The sequence below is a fragment of the Ahniella affigens genome (genome assembly GCF_003015185.1).
Classification (GTDB): Bacteria; Pseudomonadota; Gammaproteobacteria; order Xanthomonadales; family Ahniellaceae; genus Ahniella; species Ahniella affigens.
The window spans coordinates 4,098,953-4,123,244 of the sequence record NZ_CP027860.1; the positions used below are offsets into that span (position 1 = coordinate 4,098,953).

The 24,292-nt window shown below is 57.4% G+C and carries 15 protein-coding genes; 8 read left to right on the forward strand and 7 right to left on the reverse strand.

All coding sequences use genetic code 11. The features are described from left to right. The first annotated feature begins 49 nt into the window (after positions 1 to 49). The gene (locus C7S18_RS15765; RefSeq protein ID WP_106892471.1) at positions 50 to 616 is read left to right on the forward strand and encodes an ECF-type sigma factor; all 567 of its coding nucleotides are present in this window, start codon (positions 50 to 52) and stop codon (positions 614 to 616) included. Beyond that, positions 606 to 3,227, forward strand: a complete 2,622-nt coding sequence (locus C7S18_RS15770) for a protein kinase domain-containing protein (protein WP_106892472.1) — start codon at positions 606 to 608, stop codon at positions 3,225 to 3,227. The genes C7S18_RS15765 and C7S18_RS15770 overlap by 11 nt, the downstream gene beginning before the upstream one ends. 401 nt (positions 3,228 to 3,628) lie before the next feature. Here the strand turns inward: C7S18_RS15770 and C7S18_RS15775 are convergent, their stop codons facing one another. After that, on the reverse strand, positions 3,629 to 5,134 hold the full coding sequence (locus C7S18_RS15775; protein WP_106892473.1) for a Vps62-related protein: 1,506 nt from the start codon (positions 5,132 to 5,134) through the stop codon (positions 3,629 to 3,631). Positions 5,135 to 5,400: 266 nt separating this feature from the next. Here C7S18_RS15775 and C7S18_RS24535 point away from each other — a divergent pair, with 266 nt between their 5' ends. The 3 genes from C7S18_RS24535 to C7S18_RS15795 all read left to right on the forward strand — a co-directional run bounded on the left by C7S18_RS24535 (position 5,401) and on the right by C7S18_RS15795 (position 11,833). Next, a complete protein-coding gene (locus C7S18_RS24535) occupies positions 5,401 to 5,562 on the forward strand; it encodes a hypothetical protein (protein ID WP_170113299.1) in 162 nt (53 codons plus the stop codon). Positions 5,563 to 6,287: 725 nt separating this feature from the next. Next, entirely contained in the window at positions 6,288 to 11,084 is a 4,797-nt protein-coding gene (locus tag C7S18_RS15785) for a DUF11 domain-containing protein (protein ID WP_170113300.1), read from the forward strand. A 521-nt stretch (positions 11,085 to 11,605) separates the two neighbouring features. Then, positions 11,606 to 11,833, forward strand: a complete 228-nt coding sequence (locus C7S18_RS15795) for a two-component regulator propeller domain-containing protein (RefSeq protein WP_106892476.1) — start codon at positions 11,606 to 11,608, stop codon at positions 11,831 to 11,833. Between the two features lie 664 nt (positions 11,834 to 12,497). Here C7S18_RS15795 and C7S18_RS15800 read toward each other — a convergent pair. Continuing rightward, entirely contained in the window at positions 12,498 to 13,583 is a 1,086-nt protein-coding gene (locus tag C7S18_RS15800; RefSeq protein ID WP_170113301.1) for a serine hydrolase domain-containing protein, read from the reverse strand. 625 nt (positions 13,584 to 14,208) lie between these two features. Here C7S18_RS15800 and C7S18_RS15805 point away from each other — a divergent pair. After that, complete coding sequence (locus C7S18_RS15805) at positions 14,209 to 14,757, forward strand: hypothetical protein (RefSeq protein WP_106892478.1); 549 nt, start codon at positions 14,209 to 14,211, stop codon at positions 14,755 to 14,757. 254 nt (positions 14,758 to 15,011) lie between these two features. Continuing rightward, positions 15,012 to 16,118: a hypothetical protein gene (locus tag C7S18_RS15810; RefSeq protein ID WP_146151955.1), complete on the forward strand. Its 1,107-nt coding sequence runs from the start codon at positions 15,012 to 15,014 to the stop codon at positions 16,116 to 16,118. A gap of 119 nt (positions 16,119 to 16,237) precedes the next feature. Here the strand turns inward: C7S18_RS15810 and C7S18_RS15815 are convergent, their stop codons facing one another. Further along, complete coding sequence (locus C7S18_RS15815) at positions 16,238 to 18,499, reverse strand: S8 family serine peptidase (protein ID WP_106892480.1); 2,262 nt, start codon at positions 18,497 to 18,499, stop codon at positions 16,238 to 16,240. Positions 18,500 to 18,959: 460 nt separating this feature from the next. On the opposite strand from C7S18_RS15815, the gene C7S18_RS15820 reads away from it, so the two are divergent. Next, entirely contained in the window at positions 18,960 to 19,697 is a 738-nt protein-coding gene (locus C7S18_RS15820; RefSeq protein WP_106892481.1) for a hypothetical protein, read from the forward strand. A 171-nt stretch (positions 19,698 to 19,868) separates the two neighbouring features. Here the strand turns inward: C7S18_RS15820 and C7S18_RS15825 are convergent, their stop codons facing one another. The 4 genes from C7S18_RS15825 to C7S18_RS15845 form a co-directional block, all read right to left on the reverse strand. Continuing rightward, complete coding sequence (locus C7S18_RS15825) at positions 19,869 to 20,450, reverse strand: hypothetical protein (protein WP_106892482.1); 582 nt, start codon at positions 20,448 to 20,450, stop codon at positions 19,869 to 19,871. Then, on the reverse strand, positions 20,447 to 21,442 hold the full coding sequence (locus tag C7S18_RS15830) for a hypothetical protein (protein ID WP_146151956.1): 996 nt from the start codon (positions 21,440 to 21,442) through the stop codon (positions 20,447 to 20,449). Before C7S18_RS15830 ends, C7S18_RS15825 begins: the two co-directional genes overlap by 4 nt. 700 nt (positions 21,443 to 22,142) lie before the next feature. Continuing rightward, complete coding sequence (locus C7S18_RS15840) at positions 22,143 to 23,114, reverse strand: transposase (RefSeq protein WP_106892485.1); 972 nt, start codon at positions 23,112 to 23,114, stop codon at positions 22,143 to 22,145. A gap of 386 nt (positions 23,115 to 23,500) precedes the next feature. After that, on the reverse strand, positions 23,501 to 24,028 hold the full coding sequence (locus C7S18_RS15845) for a toll/interleukin-1 receptor domain-containing protein (protein ID WP_106892486.1): 528 nt from the start codon (positions 24,026 to 24,028) through the stop codon (positions 23,501 to 23,503). Between the last annotated feature and the right edge of the window lie 264 nt (positions 24,029 to 24,292).

Here is a 24,292-nt window from a genome sequence, read left to right on the forward strand (position 1 = left end):
GAAGTGCATGGCATGATCAGGCCTTCGCCACAGAACTGCAGGATCGGCCTTGTCCCGAGACGATCGACGAACTCCGGAAGACTCCGAGGCACTGACCAACGAGGCACTGACCGACGAGCCGCTCCGGCAGTCCTTCCTGCCGGCGGCCTACGCCCGACTTCGCGCGATCGCCGCCGGCCAGCGACGCGCGCTGCCAGTCGAGACGCTGAACACGACGGCACTGGTGAACGAAGGATTCCTGCGGATGGTATCGGCGGGCGGCGGGCTGGACCGCGAGCACTACTATGCATTGTTCGCGACGGTCGTGCGCAATGCGCTGATCGATCACATCCGCAATCGTCAAGCACAGAAGCGAGACGCCCCCGAAGTCAGTCTGATCGAAGCCGCACAAGTGGCACTGGATACCGGCAACATGGAGCGATTGATGGCAATCGATGAGGCCCTGACGCGAATGCGCGTACGGCATGCGCGGCTCGTCCAGGTCGTCGAAATGCGTTTTTTTGCTGGCTTCGAGAATCAGGAAATCGCCGAGATCCTCGGCGTCACGGAAAAAACGGTGCGGCGCGACTGGTTGCAGGCGCGCGCGATGCTGGCGGAGTTTCTGGATGACGAATGACCCGTCGAACAACACGAGCCCCACCCCACTGCTGAACGACATCGACGCGCTGTTCGATCTGCTGGCCGAAGTCGATGATCATGAACAGCTGACGCGACTGGAATCGCTGGCGACCGCGTTCTCGCCCGAGGCGATCGCTTCGGTTCGGAAGTTGCTGCTGGGCGTGAGTCGTCATGCCGAGTTCTTTGCGCAACCGGCGGCGGCGAGTGTGCTGCATGACCGATCATTCAATCCCGGTGACGGGATTGGGCGCTGGCGCGTCGACAGCGAACTCGGCCGCGGTGGTCAAGCCGTGGCGCTTGCCGTCTCGCGTCAAGAAGGGGGATTCGAACAGCGTGCCGTGCTGAAAATGCCGCTCGGCGACCCGCCATCACCGGACGCGATTCGGCGATTGCTGCGCGAGCGCCAGTTGCTCGCAACCCTGAAACATCCCGGTTTGCCGGCATTGATCGACGGCGGCGTGCGTGAGAACGGCACGCCGTTTCTGGTGATCGAGCGGATCGATGGGGTACCGATCGATCGCCATGTCGACGAACGTCAATCGTCCTTGTCGGAACGGATCACGCTGTTGCGGCAAGTCGCAGAGATCGTCGCCTATGCGCACGCACAACTGATCCTGCATCGGGACATCAAGCCGGCAAACATCCTGATCGAAGCGAGCGGTCGTGTCGTGCTGCTCGATTTCGGCGTGGCGCAATCGTTGAAACCGCAAGACACGGCAACCAGCGCGGGTTATACGTTGGCTTATGCAGCGCCCGAGCAGGTGCGTGGCGAGCGCTGCTCGGCCGCAACGGACGTCTATGGCCTGGCAGCACTCGGCTGCCGCCTGCTCACCGGCGAGAGCCCGTTCCCGGGATTGACGGCGACGGCGCAACTGCGCGCGGTGCTGGAAGATACGCCAACGCTGCCGAGGCATCTCGATCGTGACCTGATTGCGATCCTGCAACGGGCGTTACGCAAGGAACCCTCATCGCGATACGCCAGCGTGGCCGAATTCGACGCCGAGCTGCAACGCTGGCAGGCGAATTTACCGGTACTGGCGCATGAAGGCGGCCGCCGGTATCTCTTCGGCAAATGGCTGCGGCGCTGGCGCGTCGCGGTTGCCGTCGCACTGGTGCTCACGGTGATCACGGGCGTGGCACTCTGGCAGGCGCAGCGCGCGAATCAATTTGCGGCACAAGCCGAAAGCGAGCGACAAACCGCTGTTCGCGAGTTGACTCGGCAAGAGCTGCTACAGGAACACTACGCCAGCGTGTTCAATCGACTGCTGCAGTCGGGAACTGACATTGCCCCTGACACATTGATTCAAGTGCTCGGCGACATCCGGGTTGCTGCGGTCTTTGAGGATCAACGAGCGACACAATCGGTCGTGCTTGCCGTTGCCGATCTCCAGCTGACTCGTGGCGATTTTGCTGCCGCCATCAAGACGCTGGAGCCTCTGGCGGCTTCACTGCCGGAATTGACTGCACTCGAACAAGTCGGTCTTGCCGAAACGTCGGCAACGGCATTACTGAGAACCGGAAAACTCGACGACGCCGACGCAGCGCTGGCCCGCGGCGAGGCCGTGTTGGCTGAGGTGCCGGAGTCCCGATTGCCGCTGGCCAAGGCCAGTCTCGCGGTCGTGCGCGCCCAGATTTTAAGAGCTCAGGGCAAATTGTCGGAAGCGCTGGCGATGGCACGCATCGCCGCAGATCTGGTGCAGAACAACACCATCACCAGTCCGGTTCGCGTCGGTCAGATGCTCAGCAACTGCGCGTTGACCGCCATGTACGCGGGCGACCTCCCTTTGGCTCGGACCTGGGGCCAACGCGGTCTGGACATCCTGAAATCGGCCGGACTCGCCGACATGGGCAGCTATCACACTTCGGAAGGCAATCTGGCGACGATGGATATCGTGGCGGGTGATCCGGCGAAGGCACTGACCCGATTCGAAGCGATCGAACAGAACGCCCCGGACAACGAGAATGCGACGGCGCGAGAGGCGCGTCGTCTGCTGATGGCCCGTGCCTTGGTCCTGATGGGGCAAGGTGATCGGGCGCTGAAGATGGTCGAAGCCAGCAGCAAGGCGTTCTGCACCTTGCTCGGCGACGACACGCCGGATTGCGAGCGCGCCCGGATTGCCGGTGCCGACATCGCAAACTGGTTGGGTGATGTGCCGCGGGCGTCGGCGTTCATGAACGCTGTCAGGCAGCCAGATGCCCCGGCAATTGCTGCCAACTTCAACGCCACAAAGGCGATGCAGCAATTGAACGCGTCGCCTTCCGCTGCCACGGTCTCTGCGGTGGATTCGATGCTCACCGCTCAAGCCGCATCGCCGGGCCTCGGCCGACGTAGCGCATTCCGGCAACGACTGGCGGCATCAGAACGCTTGTTCGCGGCCGGTCATGAGGCGCTCGCGCGACAACTAATGGCATCGTTGGTGGCGGACCCCGCTCTGATCGACGATGTGAATGGGATCGATCGGGTTTGGATGCAGTTGTGGCAGGCCGACCATGTAGGAACGCTCGGGGATCAACAAGCGCTCGTCGACGAGCTGGAGCGACTGTTGGGACAGGATCACGCCAGCGTGCGGGCTTGGCGCGCGCGTGTGGTGGTGGCGGCCACAACCTGATCGCGCCTTCGGCGACCTGTATCGGAGCGCCGGTGCAAATGCCTGCAATCGACTGATTGCTTTCTGGCAGACGCTTCAAGCCATTGAAGACGACGAACCGCATTCGGCAGGTGGGTAGGTCGCGAATAGATCGCGGACATGGATGACGGAAACCGACCTACTCGCGCGAGTCGATCGCCGACACTAGTCGCGTACCTTCCAGGAGGTGTGCCTGGGCAACAATCGGCCGCCGGGTCGATAGCGACGACCAAGAATGGCTTGCCCGCGCCGGATCAATAGTGCACTGAAAGTATCCCCCGGCAAAGCCGGGGGTCACTCGTACTTGGGTTCTGTGCAAGTTGCCTCGTGACAATCCAGCGCGACAATCCACAGCGTTCCCAAAGTCTTGTCAAACGATCACCTCAGCCGGCATCGCACTTGTCGAAACGCAGACAGCCCAATGTCGTGATCGGTCCAACGGGCATTGCGTAGCTGTCGGTAGCGAAAAACGTACCACTGCGAATTGCAGCATTGGGATTGGCCGGCGCAATAGACCAAACGGCGCCATCTGTTCGTGCACCCGATCCAGAATCGTTCCAGATCTGGCCTTCAACGAGAACACCTCCACTGTCGACCAATGATTTGTGAACACACCGAAAGCCATCGATCTCTGCGCCAGATGGTGGATTCTGATTGTCGACATTCAGCCGCCCGATGCAGCCCAGCGCGACGTAGTCTGTCGGAGGCACGGGTTGCCAAAGCGAGTAGTCATTGGGCCGGTCAGATCCACCATCGTCCCAGACCTTTACAAACGAGGCGGGCGGTGCCAGTGCGCCAGTGCGATTCGGTTTTACAATTAGAATTGCTGCCTGGGGAACTGGACTGCCGTACTTGTTCTGGGCAAATTGACCCACCCAGTAGTAGCCATTCGCCAACCCACCAGGTCTGAACAGCGCGAGATCGGCATGGGCATTGCTGCCCTGATCGGTTCCAGATGGAACGAGGCTGTTTGTCATTTGATAGGTCAGCCGGTATTCGGCAAAATTCGAGAAGCCCCGTTCCAACTCGTCTTGGCGAGTCTGATCTTGGCAGAGCTTCCAAAGGGGACGCAGGCTGTCTTGATCAAAGTCGACCATTACAGGATTGCTCTGCACCGACTTAACCCAGCGATTGAAGGCATCTGAGCCTTGCAACACATTTGCGGCAAGTGCAGGATCGCCGCCTTCTGTGGACGAATTCGCCGTAGCATTTTGCATAAACAGGTCGATCTTCTCCTTGTACTGGGCTGCTTCCTGGGCAGTTATCGACCCGTTGATCGTCTTGTAGGAGAGTTCAGCTGCAGTCCTCAAATCAGTGTCTGAGCGAAACGTTGAGCTACTGATTGTGGCGTTGTAGTCGGCCCGTCCGCCAACAGAAAGTGAGGCGACGTAGTGGCTTCCATATCGATTGAAGAAGGCGGCCGGTGGAAGCGCGGCACTTCCTTCCAAGTCTGAGAGGAATTGTTTCGTTAGCAACCTCCGATCGACAACGGGCGGCAATGACATTCGCCAGTACTGGGCAAGAAATCGTACGGTGGTGAACGCCGCGTCTTCTGTTTGCTCCTGTTGCGAATTGAAGTCAAATTCCAGGGAGCCTTCGAAGAAGCTGTAGTTGCCAGCGAGCTTTGTTGTCGAGTTCAGCGACTGAACGTACTGTTTTCGGCTCTCTCCTGCGACTGTTTCATAGTCTGCTCTGCTGATGTTACTGAGACTCAAACCTGCCGCCTTGGGGTAGCTGTAATTGACGTTTTCATGGCTATAGGTTCCGTCCGCTTCGCCAAAGTCGAAGATCTTTTCGCGGCAGCTTAGAACGTTTGCGTACCGGCCAAAGATGTCATAGGTGGAGCCGATTGCATCCATGCCCGGGAGGATTGGTAGGGAAGTCTTCATTGATATCTCGCCTCAGTGGCTTCAGGGAAGTGTGCGCTTGGGCCAATTGTGCGAATCTGAAGTCAAATGCGAGAACGCTGTCATTACAAGTCGGTTCGAAACGCCATTCGGTTCGAGTATAGGCTCGAATGTTGGACCGAAGCCTTGACATGTCCGTTTCAGGAGCTGCACTGTTGGCGAGAACACACTACCGTGCTCAATGCGCTTCGCTCGTCTCACTTCGGTGCCAGTTTGGAATCCTTGTAAGTGCACACTGGGGCAGCTTCATGATGCCCCTGTGCGGCGGATCGTTCATACTAATCGCTAGCGATCTGCAAGTTGCCGTTTACGGAGCGGCTTTCGTGAAAGTAGATCTCGCCCATCTCGAATTGCGTATCGGCATCACCACCCAAAGCCAGCCGCTCGATCTCGCCGTACTCCGGATTTGAATTGCACTAAAAGGCACCGTCCGTACTGCACCAGCAGAACGAGTAAGCAGAAGTCGCTCCGAGCAGCAGTAACGCCAGGGATAGGCGGGCGAAATATCGCATAGTCGTTGTGCGTCCATGGCGGTCAGATGGGTATCGACTCGCGCCGATGCCATCACTCGGCGGTGACCGACGGTTCCAACGGACGCGCCGCGACCGCGAGTGGGGTTGGGGCTTTAAGCCACTTGTTTCGGACTCCCAACGGCGGCTGGCGACACGTGGCCGCAACGCGGCATGACCTACCTTATGGAGCCAAGCAAGGCGAGGATCGTTCCGAATTGGAGCCCATCCGGCATGTTTCGGGCCTCCTGATCGACGCAAGGATGCATAGGTGGACAGTGACCGCGCCTCTTTGAGGCGACAAAAGGATGGGTCTCGGTAAAAAAATCGGAGAAGTGGCTGTCCAGTAAAGCGCTCTCATGGACATCCACTTTTCCAAATTTTTGATTCGAAAGATGGCTGTCCCAAATTTTTGTTTTATAGGGGGGGGGCTTTAACCCCCAGCCACATCATCCACGCAGAATGGTGCATGCGACGCTCGATTGCCGGGTCACTTGGTCGGCCAATAGCGCTAGACTTTCGCGTCAGAAACTCAGAGGAAGGTTTGTCGCCAAATGCTCGAATCACGCTCAATGGAACTGCGCCGAAGCCCGCTGACTAAGAGCAGCAGATTATCGATGGCTTGCATGCTGCCTATGCTTGGCATCGCAATGACCGCTTCGGCGCAAGTCGCGCTGACATCGACCGCGGGAACCCCAAGTGCAACCTACACCACGGTCAGACAAGCATTTGATGCAATCAACAATGGTACGCATCGCGGTGATGTGACCATCGCACTCACCGGCAACACGACTGAGTCAGCGCCCGCTGTCCTGAACGCAGCAGGCGCGGGGGCCGCTGCCTACACCGGCTTGCGGATAACACCGAGTGGCGGTGGCGCACGGTTGATTGCGGGCAGCGTCGCAGGCGCCCTACTCGATTTCAATGGTGCCGACAATGTCGTAATCGATGGCTTGGACGACGCGGGGAATAGCCTCGTTATCCGGAATGATGACGTGGGCGCTTCCAGTACGATCAGGCTGCGAGCGGACGCCAGTAATAATCAGTTCATTCGCTTGACGATCGAGGGTGCCGGCACAGGCAGCGGGACGGGCGTCGTGTTAGTTGGCTCTGGCAGCGTCACCGGCAATGACAACAATGAGTGGGCCTCTTGCGTCGTCGCGCCCGCGCCCAGCAATGCACCACAGAACGGCATCCTGGCATTGAGCACCATGGGCGCTTCCAACAGCGGGAATATCATCACGGGCTGCCAGATTCGAGACTATTTCAACGCCTCTGCCCCAAGCTCCTCCGGCATTACAATTGATACCGGGAACAGCGGCTGGACGATCTCCAACAATCGCTTCTATCAGTCGGTAGCGCGCACATTTCTGGCCGGCAATATTCATCGTGGCATTCAAATTACTGGCGGTGAGGGACACGTCGTCTCAGGAAACGTCATCGGTTTCGCAAATGCCAATGGGAGTGGTACCTACGCGTTATCTGGCTCGGCAACACAGTTCATCGGTATGGACCTTACCGTCGGTGGCAGCACCGTCACCAGTGTGCAAGGCAACACCATTGCTGGCATCCAACTCAGCACTCAAGCCAATCAGGGTGAGGGCGCTGGTGTGCTCTGTGGAATCCGGCTAGCTGGCGGGCCGGTCAATGTCGGAAACATCAGTCCGAACATCATCGGCGCAAGCACAGGTGTCGACCAGATCACCGCGAATGTTTCGGGGTCTGGTGCATTGCTAACTGGTATCGCCATTGAGCAAGGAACGAACTATCTCGTTCAGGGCAATATCATCGGTGCCCTGTCTGCTATCGGCAGCAGCAGCGAACTTGACGTACACGTTCGCGCAATCAGCGTGGGCCTGCAACCCTCGATATTGACGATCCTGAACAACACGATCGGTGGTGATACCGCGCAGAGTATCCGATCGGGAAGTCTGACGACGTCGGGAAGCACCAGTGTCAGCGGAATCGCGATCGCTACAACTTCGAAGTCGACCTACACCATTCAGGGCAATACGATTCGGAACCTTGCTGCGCTCGGCAGCGGCAACCATGGATTCGCCCGTGCCATTTGGGCGATGAGCGGACCATCGGTCGCCACCTTGACCATCGAGAACAACCAGATTAGCGACGTGCAGTCGAACGCCACCACGACCAATGTCGATGATGGTCTGGTTGCAGCGGCCGGTATTGCCATTGCACAGGGCGAAACCGTTGAAGTCAGGAGCAACTCTATTTCGCGCGTCGCAGAATTTAATACTGGCACAGCCGGCACCTATGCTGCCGGCGTTGCCATTGCAGGTACTTACGGCGCTAGTGTTCAGTTCAACCGCATCTACGATGTTCGAAACGCCAGCACCGCGAGTGCCATGACCGCGCCGGGCATGGCGGCCGGCGTATTGGTCGGGCCCAGCACCATTGGCGGCTCCACTTTGGTGCTCAGCAACATGATCGGTTTGGGAGCGGGGCAATCCACGGGCACTGCCTTTGTAGGTATGCACGCCCGATTGGATGGGGCGCCTGACTTGCGACCACGCTTCCTCTTCAACACGATCCACATTACCGGGGTCCAAAGTGCATCGACACCGATCTCCAGCTTCGGCCTTCATATCGGCAACTTCTCTAGTCAAACGCTCGATCCTGCACCGGAGATTCGCAATAACCTGATCGTCAACACCCGTGTTGGTGGCGCCGGCAAGCACTATGCGATCGCGAACAACTTCGGCGCCAGCGCGCCGGCCAGTCCCTGGGCACCGGGTAGATCAGACTTCAATGTGTTGAACGCTGCCCCGGATAGCGTTGGTTATTGGGGTACGGCCTTGAGCTTCGCTGACTGGAAAGCCACCTCGCTGAGCGACGCCCACAGTTTGAGCGGTGTTCAGGTCAACTTTGTGAATCCGAGCTCTGATTTGCACCTGAACATGGGCTCGTTGCAGACTGGACTAGAGTCTGGCGGGTTCAATAGGGAATCGTCTTACAATACTGACATTGATGGCCAGACACGCCCTGGTCCAATCGGATCCGTTCGCGGTGGCGCCAAAGCGCCCGACATTGGTGCCGACGAGTTCGACGGCTCGTGGCTTGATCTTGTCGGTCCACAGATGAGTCATGAGCCGGCACCAAGAACTAGCTCGCTTCAGATCAGAAATCTGGTTGTGTCGATCTTTGATGCGTCTGGCATGCCAAGCGACGAGCCTGATGCACCGCGTGTCTACTATCGTAAAGGCACGGGACCGTATGTGTCGCAGAGCTGCCAAGTCCAGCTTGGCACGACGGTCAACGGAGACTGGAGATGCCAGATTGTGCCTGATCTGGTTGGCGGCTTGGCGGTCGGCGATACGATAGAGTACTTCTTTGTGGCGCAAGATCTGGCCGGAAACATTCAAGCGTTCCCGAATGCAGGGTTTGTAGGGACCTCCGTCAACAATGTGACCGTTGCGCCGAGCAATCCGTCGAGCTATCGAATCGTTGGAAGCTTTGCTGGGAACTATAACGTTGGTGTTGGTGAGACCATTACGTCGCTGACGAATCCAGGGGGCCTTTTTGATCGGTTGAATCAGTCTACAGTTACCGACAATGTCACCGTTTTTATTACGTCGGACTTACTCAATGAAACGGGCGAGTTTGGATTGAACAAGCTTGTTGAGGAGGGATCTGCCGGAACCAACACGCACCTGAAAATCCAACCCGCTGGCGTGCCGCGGACAGTTGTGGGCAGCTATGCCGGTCCACTGATTCGGCTGGTAGGCACGAGCCGGGTCTTCGTCAACGGCGCGATCATCGATGCCGCCGGCGGGCAAGGCCCCGGGGGCAATCCAGCCACGCGACAGTTGACGATCCGGAACAACCATCCGAGCCCATTGGTCAGTGCGATCGCAATTTACAGCATCAATGGCGATGCCAACCAGAATACGCTGATAAATTTAAACCTTTACGGATCTGACCCTACGATTTCTGAAGCTGGCATTCGGTTCGGTCGCTATCCGGCCAACAGTACCATTGGCAGTCAGGTACTAACGAAGATATTGAACTGCTTTATGGGTCGCGCGCGCTTTGGCTTGTATGCGCCGAGCCAAATTTGGTACGACAATGTCAACGCAACCATCACGCACAACGACCTGAGTGGTGTCGGTCCCGATCGGATCGGGCAAACCGGCGTGTTTGTCAGAGGCGGTTTCGGCGCGACAATCAGTCTCAACCGAATTGCCGTTCCAGAAGGGGTTGCAGGCGTACCAGCTGCCGGGATTGCATTGGGTTCGGAAGACATGTCAGCAACGGCTGTGGCGGCCGGGGCGATTTCCGGAAGCATCGTTGAAGCCAACGACATCACCAGTGTGTCCACCAATAGTGGCAACAGTGCCGTCGGCATTTTTCTTGCAACGAGCACGTACGGAAACCACAACATCGCCAACAATATGATTCGCGGCGTGAGCGGAAACGCGACCGCCGACAACTTGACTGCTGGCATCCTTGTCCGCACGCCGCCAGATGCCTACTCGGGCTACGTGCGCGTCAGCAATAACTCCGTTTGGTTGTCTGGAAGCCAGGGAGCCGCTGTCGGAATCAGCAGCGCACTGGCGGTTCAAGGTCAGAATCCCAGAATCGACATCAAGAACAATACGTTCTCCAACACCCAAACTGCCACGGCGGTTTCAGCCTCCAGCTTCGCCGTCGCCATGGCAGCAACGGAGTTGACTGCGGTCATTTCTGACTACAACAACTTTTTTTCGTCCGGTGCCAATGCAGGTCACTTTCGGATCGGTTCCCTGAGCGCAGGATCGGGAACCAACTTCGCGAGCTTGTCCAGTTGGCAATCCGCCGTGGCAGACGACGCTCACGCCATGCAACAGCCACCGCAGCATATATCGACCGACGATCTTCATTTGCAGGATTCAAGCCCACTGGTGTCCGGCTCCATCCGCATTTTTGACCTGATTAATGACATTGACGGCCAGATTCGGTCCCCGCGATCGCCATCCATCGGCGCTGACGAAGTCGTCAACGTCGACCTTCAGGTGACCAAGAGCAATGGTGTCTCGGAGTTGCCGGATGGTGCCGCGACGGTTTACGCGATTGAGGTGAGCAATGCCGGCCCTGTTGACGCCTGGGGCGTGATTGTTACCGACACCTTACCGAGTACGTTGGTAAACGGCAGCTGGAGCTGTGTCCAGGCACAATCGACAGCTTCATGTCCCACCATTGGTGCTGGCACGGGAAATCTCAATGAACCAGTTAGTCTGCGCGTCGGCCAGCACGTGCATTTTGATGTCATGGCGACCGTCAACAGTGCAGTTGGCGGCTTTGCCAATAACACGGCCAGCGCGCAGACAACTTCGCCGCAGATCGACATCAATCCAGCCAACAATTCCGCAACCGATCAGGACCCAATTCTCGGGATCGGCATCTTCACGAATGGATTCGAATGATCGGATGGCGAACGATGCTCATCACCCCTCAAATGATAGGCGACAGTACAGCCTAGTTCACCATACGGTACTAGGCATCGGACCAGTCGTCGCGGCGGTACGAATCGCAAGCGTTGCTAATGCGGCTCAGTTCTAGAACGGGCGACAGTTAGCTGCCTGGGCCGACTTGATGCCTCGCTGCCATGGCAGTGGTATGGCCTGCCGGCTGTCTTCGGACCGATAATTCGTTGACGACAGCACCCATGCATTGGGCGATTTCTGAAAAGGCCCACAGAAATTTCTGAGGCCATACCACCTCAAGAGAGACATCGTGTTCTGAGACGGCTCAGTGGCGCGGGTTACTTGGGATTTATGGGTGTCTTAGCTTACCTAACAATAACGTCAACGCCATCGTCGAGGACGGGAACGGCCGAATCTGGTTTGCGACGCACCACAAGGGCGTCTGCTATCTCGAAAGAGAGACGTTCACCGCCGTCACGGAACCAGACGGCGTCGAAGGCACCGAATCATGGGACCTCTTCATGGACCGGGCCGGTGATATCTGGTTTCCCATCGAGAACGCTGGTCTGTACCGGTTCAACGGGAAGACGTTCCAGAACTACGGTGAAGCCGAGGGACTGACCACCAACGCGGTCCAAGACACCTACCAGGACCGCGATGGGCGGCTTTGGTTCGGCGGCTGGCGTGGCCTGTTCCGCCTCACAGGCGAGACCATCGTTCCCGTCACGCGCAACGGGCCGTGGCGTTAGTGGGGTCAGTGAATGCGGCAGGTCCTTAAAAAGCGCAGAGCCGCGCATGAGATTGGTTGTGACGCCCGGCTTCGCAGAACGTGTGAAAACGCCCCACGATGTTGGATTCGACTCGAAATTGCGTGTATCGCAAGCGCTCTCAAGCCTTATCAAGCATTGAAGATGACCCGGCCGGCGTCTGCCGCACGTTGCAGTGGCAGACCCTATTGTCGTCATCCTGGCGCAGCCGGGATCCAGGGCAATCTTGTGTCAAACGGTCAATCGCGAGTGCCGTGCGCCATCTTTGCGAGCACGCCGCAAGATCGCCCTGGATCCCGGAATCCGCTGCGCGGCTTCCAGGATGACGACAATAGCGGTACCAGCACTCGAGCAGGCTTGATTCTTTCGGGCTGATCGCGGTCGTTTCACACAGTCTGTTCAGACGGGGTGATGCGCTTTGGACCGATATTCACGAAGAAACAGGAGCGTGCCGTCACCTTTGACGTCGCCCGGAAAAGTGGGCGTCCACAAGACGTGCGCTGCCGGCCTTCTTCGGACCGATAACGTGTTGAAGCACCGCAGCGACACCCGGTCGGAATGCACGGTTTGGCGAGTTGCACGGGGTGGGCATCGATGTCCGGGACGCATCTTTTCCAGAAGACGGGACTTGTTCCAGAGGCGTTTTTCAGTCAACCAAATCCGCCAACGCCTCAGCGATGTCGCTGACCTCGGCGTTCTCATCATTGCTCAGCACCACCACGCTGATCTGCTTGCGGCGATCGCGCAGCACATACGTCGCCGTGCCCATCCAGGATCCGGAATGGGACACCACGCCGTCATCCTCGATCACCCAGCCATAGCCATAACCACTGCCGTCCTCGTCTTCGATGGGCTCACCCGAATCCAGCTTGCCGTTGCGCCAGGCGAGATCTTTCTCCCGCTTATTCAGCACAACGTCGCTGTCCAGCGCGCGCATCCAGGCGATCATGTCGCTCAAACTGGCGTAGATGTTGCCGTCACCGGTCACCGACGAGGGAGAACTGCTCGAGGTGAATTCACCATCTTCGTCGCTGGCATAACCTCGGGCCTGTCGGGGAAAACGCAGCTTGTAGTCATCCATGACTCGCGCAGAGCGCATCCCAGCAGGTTTGAAAAGCTGCTCGCGAACGAAATCCGCGAAGCGCTGCCCGGACACGCGCTGGACCAACAACGCGAGCAGCGCATAGCCGGAATTGTTGTAGCGGTAGACTGTCCCCGGCTCTTCCTCCGTCGCTTGCTCATTGAGCCACGACAGGTGGCTTTCGTTGGTCAATCGCGCGAACGCGCTATCGCTGCCCTCCCAGGCATCAGAGCTGTAGTCGGCCAGGCCAGAGACGTGGTGGATCAGATCACTCACAGTCACGTCACGGCTGCTAGGTTCGTCTTCAAAGTCCGGCAGGTAGCGCGACACCGGTTGCTCGGCATCGAGTTTGCCCTGCCGCTCAAGGGTGAGCGCCGCGAAAGCAGTGAAGTGTTTGGACACCGAGGCCAAGTCGAACAGCGTGCGAGAGTCGATCGCGATTTCCTGGTCGACGTCTGCATAGCCAATCGCCGTTTCGGCCCGCACTTCACCATCGACAATCAGCGCGACCGCCGCTCCGGGCCCTTCCCCGTCGAAGTGTTTGGCCAGAATCGCGTCGGCCGAATCGTTCAAATCACCAGCACTGCAAGCCTGACTTGCGGCCAATAAAAGACCGCAAACACCACTCACACTGAAGCCCATCCGATTCATGCTGAGTCCTCTGAGACAAAAACGACAGACTATCACTGACGTCCCCCCGCTTTCAGTAGCCGGACCGTTTGGAATCCAAGGGAATGACCTGCCGGCCTTCTTCGGACCGGCAATTGGTTGAGGGCAGCGCCCGCGCATTGGGCGATTTCTGATTTGGCCCTCAGAAGTTTCTGAGGCCGAGCAGCCTTAGGGGGAGCACATTGCTATGAAACGGCTCAGTGGCGAAGGTTTCCTGGGACTTGCGGGTGGCTTAGCTTCATTCGGCTCAGTATCCTTCGCCGGAAGCGCGCACAGCACTAGAATCTGGTACATCCCTGGTATCGGAACTTGTCCAGCATCAACGCTGCTATCGCCGCGATCAGCCGATCAGCCATTACCGTCGCTCCGGCAAAGGCCGGAGCCCAGAGCAATCTGGCGAGATGCCAGCCCACTCAGCTGGCTTCCGAACTGAGTCTTACACCAGAATGAAAGTCAGACAGCCACTTGATTTTCGGGCAAAGCAGAGCCATGTGGGTGTCCATGAATCCCGTCGTCATACTAACTTTTGGCCATAATGCTCCTGTTGAGATTCCGGCAAGCGAATTTGCTAGCAGGATCGTCAGAGGCATTGGGAGCGGTAAAACGGATGAATAGGCTGAAGTTCAAGGCCCTTTTGATTTTGATCGTTTGTGGCCTCTGCGCGACGAATGCCTGCTCGTTTACGATCGATCCTCCATCGCTACGGGAGTTGGAGAGAACTTCGGACGTGATCGCGATCGGATCTGTCTCCAGTGTCGCAGACGGTAAGTGCAAGACCGCGGCAATCGAATCACGAGCAGTCCAATTTGCCGTGAAACTTCCTGAGCACATTTCGACCATAATCAGCGTTTGCACGACACAGCCTTTGGCCATTGGAAAAATCTATCTCGTGTTTCTGGAGGTTCAAGAGAGAAAAAAGGCCGATGAATCATCGGTACCGTCAACCTGTCTTGATCTGCACTTTGGCAATGCCTACATACTTACGAACGATTTCTACCACCGAGATGTATCGAGCGCCGTAATGGTTCCCTTTTCTCAGAAGGGAAAGGCCTTCATGTTGTCACAGTCGAAAGCTAGTCGAGTCGTCAAAGGCGGCGAAGCCAAATCGCAGGCAGCCTTGTCCTCTAGTTCTTGTTTACAGGCTGCGGATCAGTAGTGCTGACCTGCCGGCTGTCTTCGGACCGATAGCGAGTTCGGGTACGCACCCGCGCATTGGGCGAACTCTGAACTGGCCTTCAGAGGTTTCACCGGCCTCGCGACCTTAGCGGAAACACATGGCCCTGGGGCGGCTCAGTGGCGCGGGTTTCCTGGGGTTTGTGGGTGGCTTAGCTTCGTTCGTTAGCGCTGTTGCGTCGACGTGTAAGACGGCGGTTTTGATCGCACACCGCCCCGAAACGTGGTCGATCGCCGATGAAGTCGTCGATTAGAATGATTTGCTTCAATCTTGTGAGTGTGCGAGGTCCTGCTATGGGAAAAAATTGGCGAATCGTCCCTATTTTTGTTGGGATGTTGGCCGTCTTGGGTTCTGTGGCAATTTGGGGCAGTCGGTCCGTCGTAGCCACGAAGTTGACGTCGACAGATACGGTTATCGCAGATCCGAAACTGGGTCATGACGAATCGGTCCTGCGGGCGAAAGAACCTATGACCATGAAGCAAGAGGTATTGGATCAAACCTCAACCGAAGGAGTTTCGGCATCCAAACAAGAGCCGTTGCCGTCATCACCGCGCACCGCCCTTTTTGACCAACTACCCGACAACGACACGCCTCTGTCCATAAGCTTCCCAGATCTCAAGCGACGTGCTGAACAAGGGGATGTTAAAGCCAATTGCCGCCTGGGGATCGATCTCGCGAAATGCACCTTCGCACAAGAAGCCACCAAGGCATCTGAATCTGTCGTTCGTGACGCAAGTTCGTCTCGGGCGAGTGCAAGCCAAGTTGAGCAGCGCGTAACAGAGGCTGCCGAACTGGCCGAAAGGGGTAACCAGTTCGCGAAGCTATGCGAAGGATTTGAGATACCGCGAGATGTGACTCCTTGGAAGTATCAGTTGCGCGCAGCACAAGCCGGCCACGTTCCGTCAATGGTTAGATTTGCTATTCAGCCCCCTTTGTCCGAATCAATGTTTGGTTCGGAGCTTGATGGTTGGAAGGCGTATCAGGAGAATGCAGGTAACTTGCTACGTATCGCGGCAGCGCGTGGCGACCGTACAGCCTACTACTATCTCCACTGGATATACGCAGGTTATCCAACGAGTGGAGGCGTTGAATTGCTGCCTCCCAACGATTCGCTAGCACTGGCCTATGCTTTGGCTTCCCTCCAGAGTGTCGACGCGCAGTCACGGCCTGGACTTCAACGCAGTATTGACCGACTTCGCGCAAGAATGAGCGCCCAGCAGATTGCCGAGGCCCAGGCTCACGTTCCTGCACTTGCATCGGTGCCATCGAGAAGTAATCAGGGAATCAACATTGATCAGAATTTAGTGCCAGATGACAGCGATGAGTGTCGGGACCTTGAATAGAGAGATACTGGACACAGAACAATTGTGGCGGCGCTCATGGATGGCGGCGCTCATGGACAGCCACGTTTCTATTTTGACTCATTCGAAAGGTGGCTGTCCGTATTGCCTAGATACCAGGATCAGGGGCTACAGGCGCCACCGCCGCTCAACCGTGTAAGCGGAATAGTTCTCGATGGCCGTCCAGCAATGTTGTACGTGAGCGTCGCTTGGTTGCAACCCTGAAACGCGAGATCGGCTGTACCCACTTGCACGGGCGGGAGTGCGCGCGGCAGGCCGTCAAAACGACCACCGATCGACTCGTAGATCGCAAGCCCCTGTACCTGCTGAGCGCCTGGTGTGTAACTCCCTTGAATGGCATACCAGCGTTGTCCTGATGTGCCGGCGTTCTGGCCGTTGATATCGTAGGTGTACCAAGTAAGGAACGCTGTGTTGCTGTTCTGCGGCGCGAAAACGAATTGCATACCCTGACCCGACGTTCTTGGCTCATACCAACTTCCATCGAGCGTCGGATTGATGCCCGATGCCGACAAGCTGACAGCAGGAATCGCGCCAGTTTGGCAATACTCACTCGTCGTGATGCGCGTCAACGGAACACTGCCACTTTTTGTTATCCCGTCAAACGTGATCGTGTAGTCCAATGTGCCCACATTGCAGCTTTGGAACGTCAGAGTTGCTGAACCAACCGGTGATGCACTCGTAGTCGGCAAGTTATCGAAGTTGCCGCCGATGTTTTGGTAAATGGTCATCTGCGCCGATCGACTACCAGGCACGAACGCGGACACCGCTGTGAACCATCGCTGTTTCGAAGCCAGGTTGCCACCCTCATGTGCAAACGTATACCAGCCCATGAACACCACCCCAGCATTCGGATCAACGTCAATCATGACGCCTTGACCGGCGGTGGTTGGGTCATAGTAGACGCCACTCAGAATCGGGTTCAATACGAGCCCCTGCGAAGATTGCGCCTGCAGGACCGCCGCGTTCGCATCGAGCATGCCGGCACCACAGCGCGATGTGGTGCAACTGGACGACGTGAACGGACGGGCACTGCTTGTGATGTACTGCTCGATCTGTTCTGGCGTTGCGTTTGGCACCATGCTCTTCAGCAATGCAGCGACGCCTGCCACGTGTGGCGCAGCCATGCTAGTGCCGGCCAGGAATCGATAGCTGTCTGCACCCGGGACGCCCAAACCATCATTGTACGTTGAGTAGACGGAGCTACTACTGTCGGCCGATTGCCCAGCAGGTGCTGAGATGGTCACGTTTGGTCCATAGTTGCTCGCGCTGTACTTGCCACCATCGCGCTTCAGCCCTGCAACAGTGATGACGCCAGGACAATTCGCGGGCGGATAGTTAGCCACTTCGTCGTTGTTACCGGCCGACACCACGACCACCACATTTCGAGTCAATGCTGCCGTAATAGCGTTAGATAGCTGAGCCGGACACCCGGTTTGGGAGGTGGTGTTGAGACTCATGTTGATGACCTGCGCCCGGGGCAGCGCTTGGCCCGGCAACCCAGGCACGGTGAGCCCGGCAGTCCAGTAGATGGCCTCGGTCAGATCGGACAGCTGACCGCTATAGGGTGTGTTGACACGGACCGGTAGTACTTTGGCGCGCGGCGCGACCCCCGCAACACCGATGCCATTGTTGGTGACTGCCGCAACCGTGCCTGCCACGTGAGTGCCATGCCACGCGCATCGCGGATTGCAGAAGGCAGGCGTACCAACCGTATCGAGCGGGTCGTTGTCCCAACCTGGCGATGAGTCATTGTCGCCGATGCTCACGAAGTCGTATCCGCCGGGCGCAATATTGCCAATCAAATCAACATGCGGCCGATATCCCGAGTCGATTACTGCGACCGTCACACCGAGCCCTTCCGAAACATTCCACGCACTCGGTAGGTTGACGGCACTGCGGTTTGTCGAGGACGGAACTTGGTAGTGCCACTGCTGTGAAAAGCTTGGATCGTTTGGCAGGGCGCTCTGGACAATCCGGTAGTCCGGGTGAGCGAAGAGCACCGAGGGATCGGCCGCCATGAGATTGTCAGACAACGATTCCATAGCTTGGCGCGACTGCGTCTGGGGCACCTCAACCAGCCAGGCACCGGCAGAAAGTGCGCGGATATAGGTCAGCGTTGTGCCCGTCGCGGCGCCGAGTGTATTCAGCTTCTGCTGAGGGGTCTGTTGTTTCTGCTTGTCAGAATCGTTAGCAGCAGGGCTGACCTTCATGATCAGCCTTTGCATCGTCTCTGTACTGGTTGCGCTATCTTCCGGCTGATCGAATTGAAATCCACGTAGTGACTGGGCGTGACTGGCTCCTGGGAAGACAGCCACAAGAATTGCGGCGAGCAGCGCCGGGTACTTGCTGTTTAGTTGTGCCATTGCGAATTGCTCCGTGTTGTTCCTACAGGCACCATCGGAATCTGGCCCGAACACCGATCAAATTTTTTCTCGCAGTTGTAGGAGAGGTGTTTCCACCCCGAGACCGCGCCCGCATTCGGAGATTTCTGAGATTCGACTCAGAAAAATCGGGAAAGTGAGCGTCTACGGAGTTCCAGATCACGCCACATCAGGATCCGCACACCCCTTTGAGACGGCTTAATCGCGCGGGTCTCGTTGGAGTTATGGGTGTCTTGCCTCATGGTGATGCGGAGGGTTGTGGCTGGATGCTCACAGTCGAGTTCCAGAGCCTGCGACATCCGCCGCGCCCACAGTTCTGGATATCGCAACCGTTTTGTGATCGGACGCCGCTTCATGAGACAATGGCGTGTTTTTGGTTTGATCCCCGGCCCCGGCAAAGGGCAATATTCCTTTCACGTTTCGCCACGTTTCAGGAGCCTGCATGGCCATTGATTTTGTACTCGAGTTTCCCTGTGCGGTCCGGAAGAGCCTTGGGGAGTCGGCTTTGGTGACCATGGTCGGTCATCGCACCCTGGCCGAATTTGCCGTTACTGAAGTCCGGAGAACCAATCCGTCACTCGACCTGCAGACCATTCTCGAGAAGGTCCAGGTCCGAGTCAGTCAAGCGCGCCCCGATGGAACCACGGAGCAAGTACCCATGACCGTCGGTCAGCTGGCGGCATTGGGTCAACCCCTTGATCCACACCGTGCGCAATGTGGACCCTGCCGTGCGAACATTGCCGATCGATCTTTCGGATGTATTGCAAAGATCAACTATCCAATCCGAAAGGAATCGGAGGAATGGCTGTTGTCCCGACTGGCTGCCGATGGCAACGATCCCGGCATGGCATTGCTCTTCAAGCTGCTATCCGACTTCGGACTGGATGGTCGCTCCGTCGACGAGATGCGCCCGAAACTCTTCGAACTGAAGGAGCCTTTGGTGCGTCAATGGGGCACTTTCTCCGGGCGCAAGAAAGTGAGCTCCAGTCAGATCATTCAGATGCTGATTCTGGGCGACATCGGGCCGCAACAAGCTCAGGCTTACACCCATGTGCTTGCACTGGAACGTGTGCTGAAAGATCCGCATCCAGCTTCCGACAACATTGAGCAATTCAAGACTTTCATGTGCGCAGTGGTCATGTCGGCACGTCTGAACGCGATTCTCAGAGTCAACGCCTGAGCGGGTCATGCGTGGAAGGCATCAGGGGCCCTTCCGTCGCAAGGCACGAGTTCCGCCAAACTACACCAGCTTACTGTCGCTGAAGGCAGGTTCGCTGGTGTCCATTCGCCGCTGCGATGCCTGCCATGATTCATGGCGGCTCTCATGCGGCTCTCATGGACAGCCACATTTCTATTTTGACTCATTCGAAAGGTGGCTGTCCGTATTGCCCCTGCAGTAGGCATTTTCACCCACGGTCACCGCGCGAACGAAGTCGCGCACAGTTTCTCGAAGCATCTTTGCTTCCTGCCGCTTCGTGATCGGCATATACACGATCGTGGACTGTCCTCGATATCGACGAACACCTGGGACTTGCGTCCGCGTGGCTTCCGCAATCACATTCAGTGTCCAGGATCCTGTAATGGGCACAAGACGAGCGTGCACGATCTTCAAAGTGAGCACATCATCAGACCGATCCGTAAACCAAGCCGCCGCCTGCCAACGAACCTCGCTGGCCAAATCGCTCAGCGCAAACACAAACTCTTTGTTGCCGTAGACAATCGTCGTCTTGCGCTGATCGGCCACGACCAGCTGGAGTGATCCACATCGCCAATCAGCAGCCGGCTTAGCCAGTGGCGTCAGACGACTAGTGTCGGCAGAAGATGTCGTCAGCTCAATCCTCTCTTCGTACGCTGCCGACTCTTCCGCCGTGGAGCTGCCAAACGCGGTTGAGGCGACAAGCACGCCGAGTGCTTGTAGGAGGCTGCGACTCATTTGAAGTCTCCATAGTCGATGATCTGAAGTCCCGGCCTTGACGTCATTGTCAGCACTCGCTCACCATCGCGCCGAATGAGCCAGTGATAGCCTTGTTCGAATGCCGACGGCCGCCAAATACCTGCATCTTCCGTCCCGATGCGATAGCTCTTTCGGATCGAACCCGACCATTCCGTCGTCAGCGCGCTGATGCCCTCACGCACCCAGCTAGCGATTTGTTCGGTCGTCACGGAGTTCCAACATCGGGCATGATCTACGGGCATCTTCGCCTTGAGTTTCATCGAAGCCGCCAGTTGCCGTTCGTATTGCCCCCTGAAATTGTAATCAAATGGCCAAACACCACGAACTTTCGGACCAGCTGGCCGCATTGACCTGCGACAGGCTCCGTCTTTGTCGATCTGACAGAGGTCAATGCTGAGCATGACGCCAATCGCCCGGAACTTAGCGTCAATGAAATAGTGTGCGCCGGCGAGTAGCACCACCTTCCCAGCGTGCTCCTGCACGGCCCGATGCAAATCGGGCCATGTTTCAACGACTGTCACCGGCATACTACGATTGGTGAATTCGGACGGCAGGTCGGCCATCATGGCCTGCTGTACACTGCTTGAGAAGTCAAATGAAAGCAGTTTGTGGCGCAATGGCTTGGCCAACTCCTGAAGCGGCGGGATGTTGCCAGCGCCAAACCGTTCCGTCTGAAGTAATTCAAAATTGACGCGTCCACGATTCGCCACCGAAGCAGCAACCTCTTGAGTGGGCTTTCTGCCAATACTCAGTTCGAGCTCAGGAGACGTAATCTCCAGGATCACGGCGACAGGCTGGTGTTCGGGGAGCAAAAGCGGTAGCAGATCTCCCTGTTTGTCTCGGGCTTTCGTGTGGTCCTTAACGACCGCGTAGCTGCCAGGGCCCGGCTCACGCCACCGGATACCATCGTTCGCCAAACTGCCAGAACTAATCAGCACGCAGATGAGAATTCCCCATGCCCACCAATTCATGGCTTGCGGACCAGTCCGTCCAAGTTGCATTCCGAGCACTCCAGTTGATCAAGTGATCATCGGTCGTTATTTGCCGATGATCAAGAGCCGGGGAAAGTCCGCGCACAAAACTCGGTCTGCGTGGTGTTATGACAAGCAAACAAGCGCGAGTTTGCGGGAGCCCGAGGAACGACTCTTGAACCAGCCATCGCGCAGTTTTCCCTGGTAACTCTTGATCTGGGGAAAGCCTCCAGCAATCCCACTGGACGGGACATCAACGGGAGCCCATGACCGAAGCGATTCCAAGACAAAGCGATTCCAAGACATCCACAAATCCCCCCGTGAATCCGTGCAGACCTTGCAAAAGGCCCGGCTCGTAGGACGTGATAGCCGCGACGGCGAAGCGATTCCAAGACATCCATGAATCCCCCCGTGAATCCGTGCAGACATTGCAAGAGGCCCGGCTCGTAGGACGTGATAGCCGCGACTGGGAGACTTTGTAGAATTTAGCCCCTACTGCGCCATTCCGTTCTTTACGATGAATGAGCTCTTGCAACTGAGCGATGACACACCGCGAAACACCGCCAGCTCGCATGCATGGGCTTTGACTGATACTGCGGTGGACTCGCCCTGGCGACAGAAGCACTTGCCGCCAAGCGTTTCGGCACACGCGTTATGGCATCCGCGCTTTCGCGGCGCTTGGTTGCAGCGGTTCTGACCGTCAGAACACCGCGGCCGCCCGGTAGACCTTTCGCGCAAAGCTGTAGCCAGCCAACCACTGCCTGCCCGTGTCGATGGCAAACTGCACCAATCGATCCAAGGGCCCCATCGCAGTGATATTGCTCTTGCTGAAGCCACGAATCTGGTCATGCCATTGCTTGGGATCAACCTTTAGGTTGGAAAGGATCGATCGCACTTTCGGCGAGATGCGGCCGCGCTTGCGGCGATGCCATTGCCGACCGGTGTCGTCGGCCAAGGCCAGATAGTCCTTGTTGCTTAGACTCAGGCCTTCTTGCTTTACACCGGCGATCGGGGTGAGCGGTTGCGGCGCGACCAGTTTCTTGGCTTTGATCAGCACAATGCGCTTTTGCACACCGGTGTGATCAGCGCTCGGCAGGTCCTTCGCGATCTTGGCGCGAATCGGATTCAGATCAGAATAGATCATCGCAGCCAACAAAGCGCGGTCGCCGACCAGCGCCTGCGCTTTGAATCGCCCCTCCCAGAAGCGACCCGTGCAGTCGTCTTCGATGTTGGCTCGCCGTGCGATCGGTTCGGCCAAGCTTCGCATGAACCAGCTCAGGTTACGTAGCCGATCACGATATAGCGCCACCTTTTCCGGTGCTGAGGCGATGTTGGCGATCCGCTTCTTGAGCGCGTCTGGGTCGTCCGTGCCCGGGAACACCAAGCACCAGCGCCGCGCCACCTCCTCGTCGGACCAACCCGCCGCCGCTTGCGCATCTATCTTCAGTACAACGTGCAGATGATTGCTCATCACTGCATAGGCATAGAGCGACACTGAGTATGCATCGGCCAGTTCGAGTAAACGTTCCTCGACCCATTTGCGGCGATAGTCGAAATTTTTCCGCCGGACTTTATCGTATCCGCAGAGCCATGCCCGTCGGACACAGCGGCTCACGCAGTGGTAGTAGCCCGTACAGTTAGATGGAACGGTTCGTTCGCGCGCTTGCGGCATGTTGATCGCCTTCCTTGGCGGTGTGCCGCGACGATTTTCTCTGAACGGCACCACCGGCGCATTGGGCGATTTCTGAAACTGCCCTCAGAAATTTCTGAGGCCGGGCCACCTTAGCGGAGAAACCTTGCGCTGAGACGGCTCAGTGGCGAGGACTTCGTGGGACTTATGGGTGTCTTGACCCCCGCAGTGAACGGCACCACAGGCGCATGCGGCGATTTCTGAAACTGCCCTCAGAAATCTCTTAGGCCGGACCACCTTAGCGGAGAAACCTTGCGCTGAGACGGCTCAGTGGCGAGGACTTCGTGGGACTTATGGGTGTCTTGGCCCCCGACCTTAGCGGAGAAGCCTTTCGCTGAGACGGCTCAGTGGCGCGGTCTTCGTGGGATTTATGGGTGTCTTGCCCCCGATGCTGCTAACCCCGCGATGAGTAGCCAGCGGTTGCGCGTCGCCCAATCAATCGCCGGGTTGCTGCTTTTGCTTCGAGTGGGCGTACCGCGGTTCTTGAATCGGTCAACAATTGCCTGGGCGATATGCGCCGCGTAGTGGCCTTTAACTTCCAGCTTGACCAACGCCTCCAAGTAGGGATCGAGCCTGACCTTGCCCCGCTCAACATCAGGCCATTCGGCCACGAGTAAGTTCTCTTTCCGAGCGATTGGATGGGCTTCCTTGCGCCATTGGACTTCGGTATGGACATAGCGCAGTGGATCGAAAGATTCCTTGGTCAAGAGAAAGACAAAAAGGTCTGCCCGCTCGACAAGGTCTTTCAAGCTGTCATCGGGACGGTCTCCATCTTCGATCTGTGTACGATCGACTAACACCTCAATGTCGCTATCGCCCAGCTTTTGGAAGATCAACTCGGCAACGTCTCGTTGTTCGCGAACATGACAGATGAAAACCGAAAACTTGCGCCCCATCGCCGCTTCTCCCGAAATGACCAACTCCGTCTCAGACGAATCTGCGTGAGGATCAATTCACGCCACGCAACACCGATATCGGCATTCTATATCAGTGTAAGCGGCAGTTTGACCGTTGAAGCCGTTAACGGCTAGGCGAAAAGTCGGCAACCGAAAAAGACACGCCACCTTAGCAGCGACACCGTGCTCTGAAAGGGCTCAGTAGCACGGGTCTCGCCGCATTTGTGGGTGTCTCAATCTCCGCAATCTCCGGTCTCATCTTCC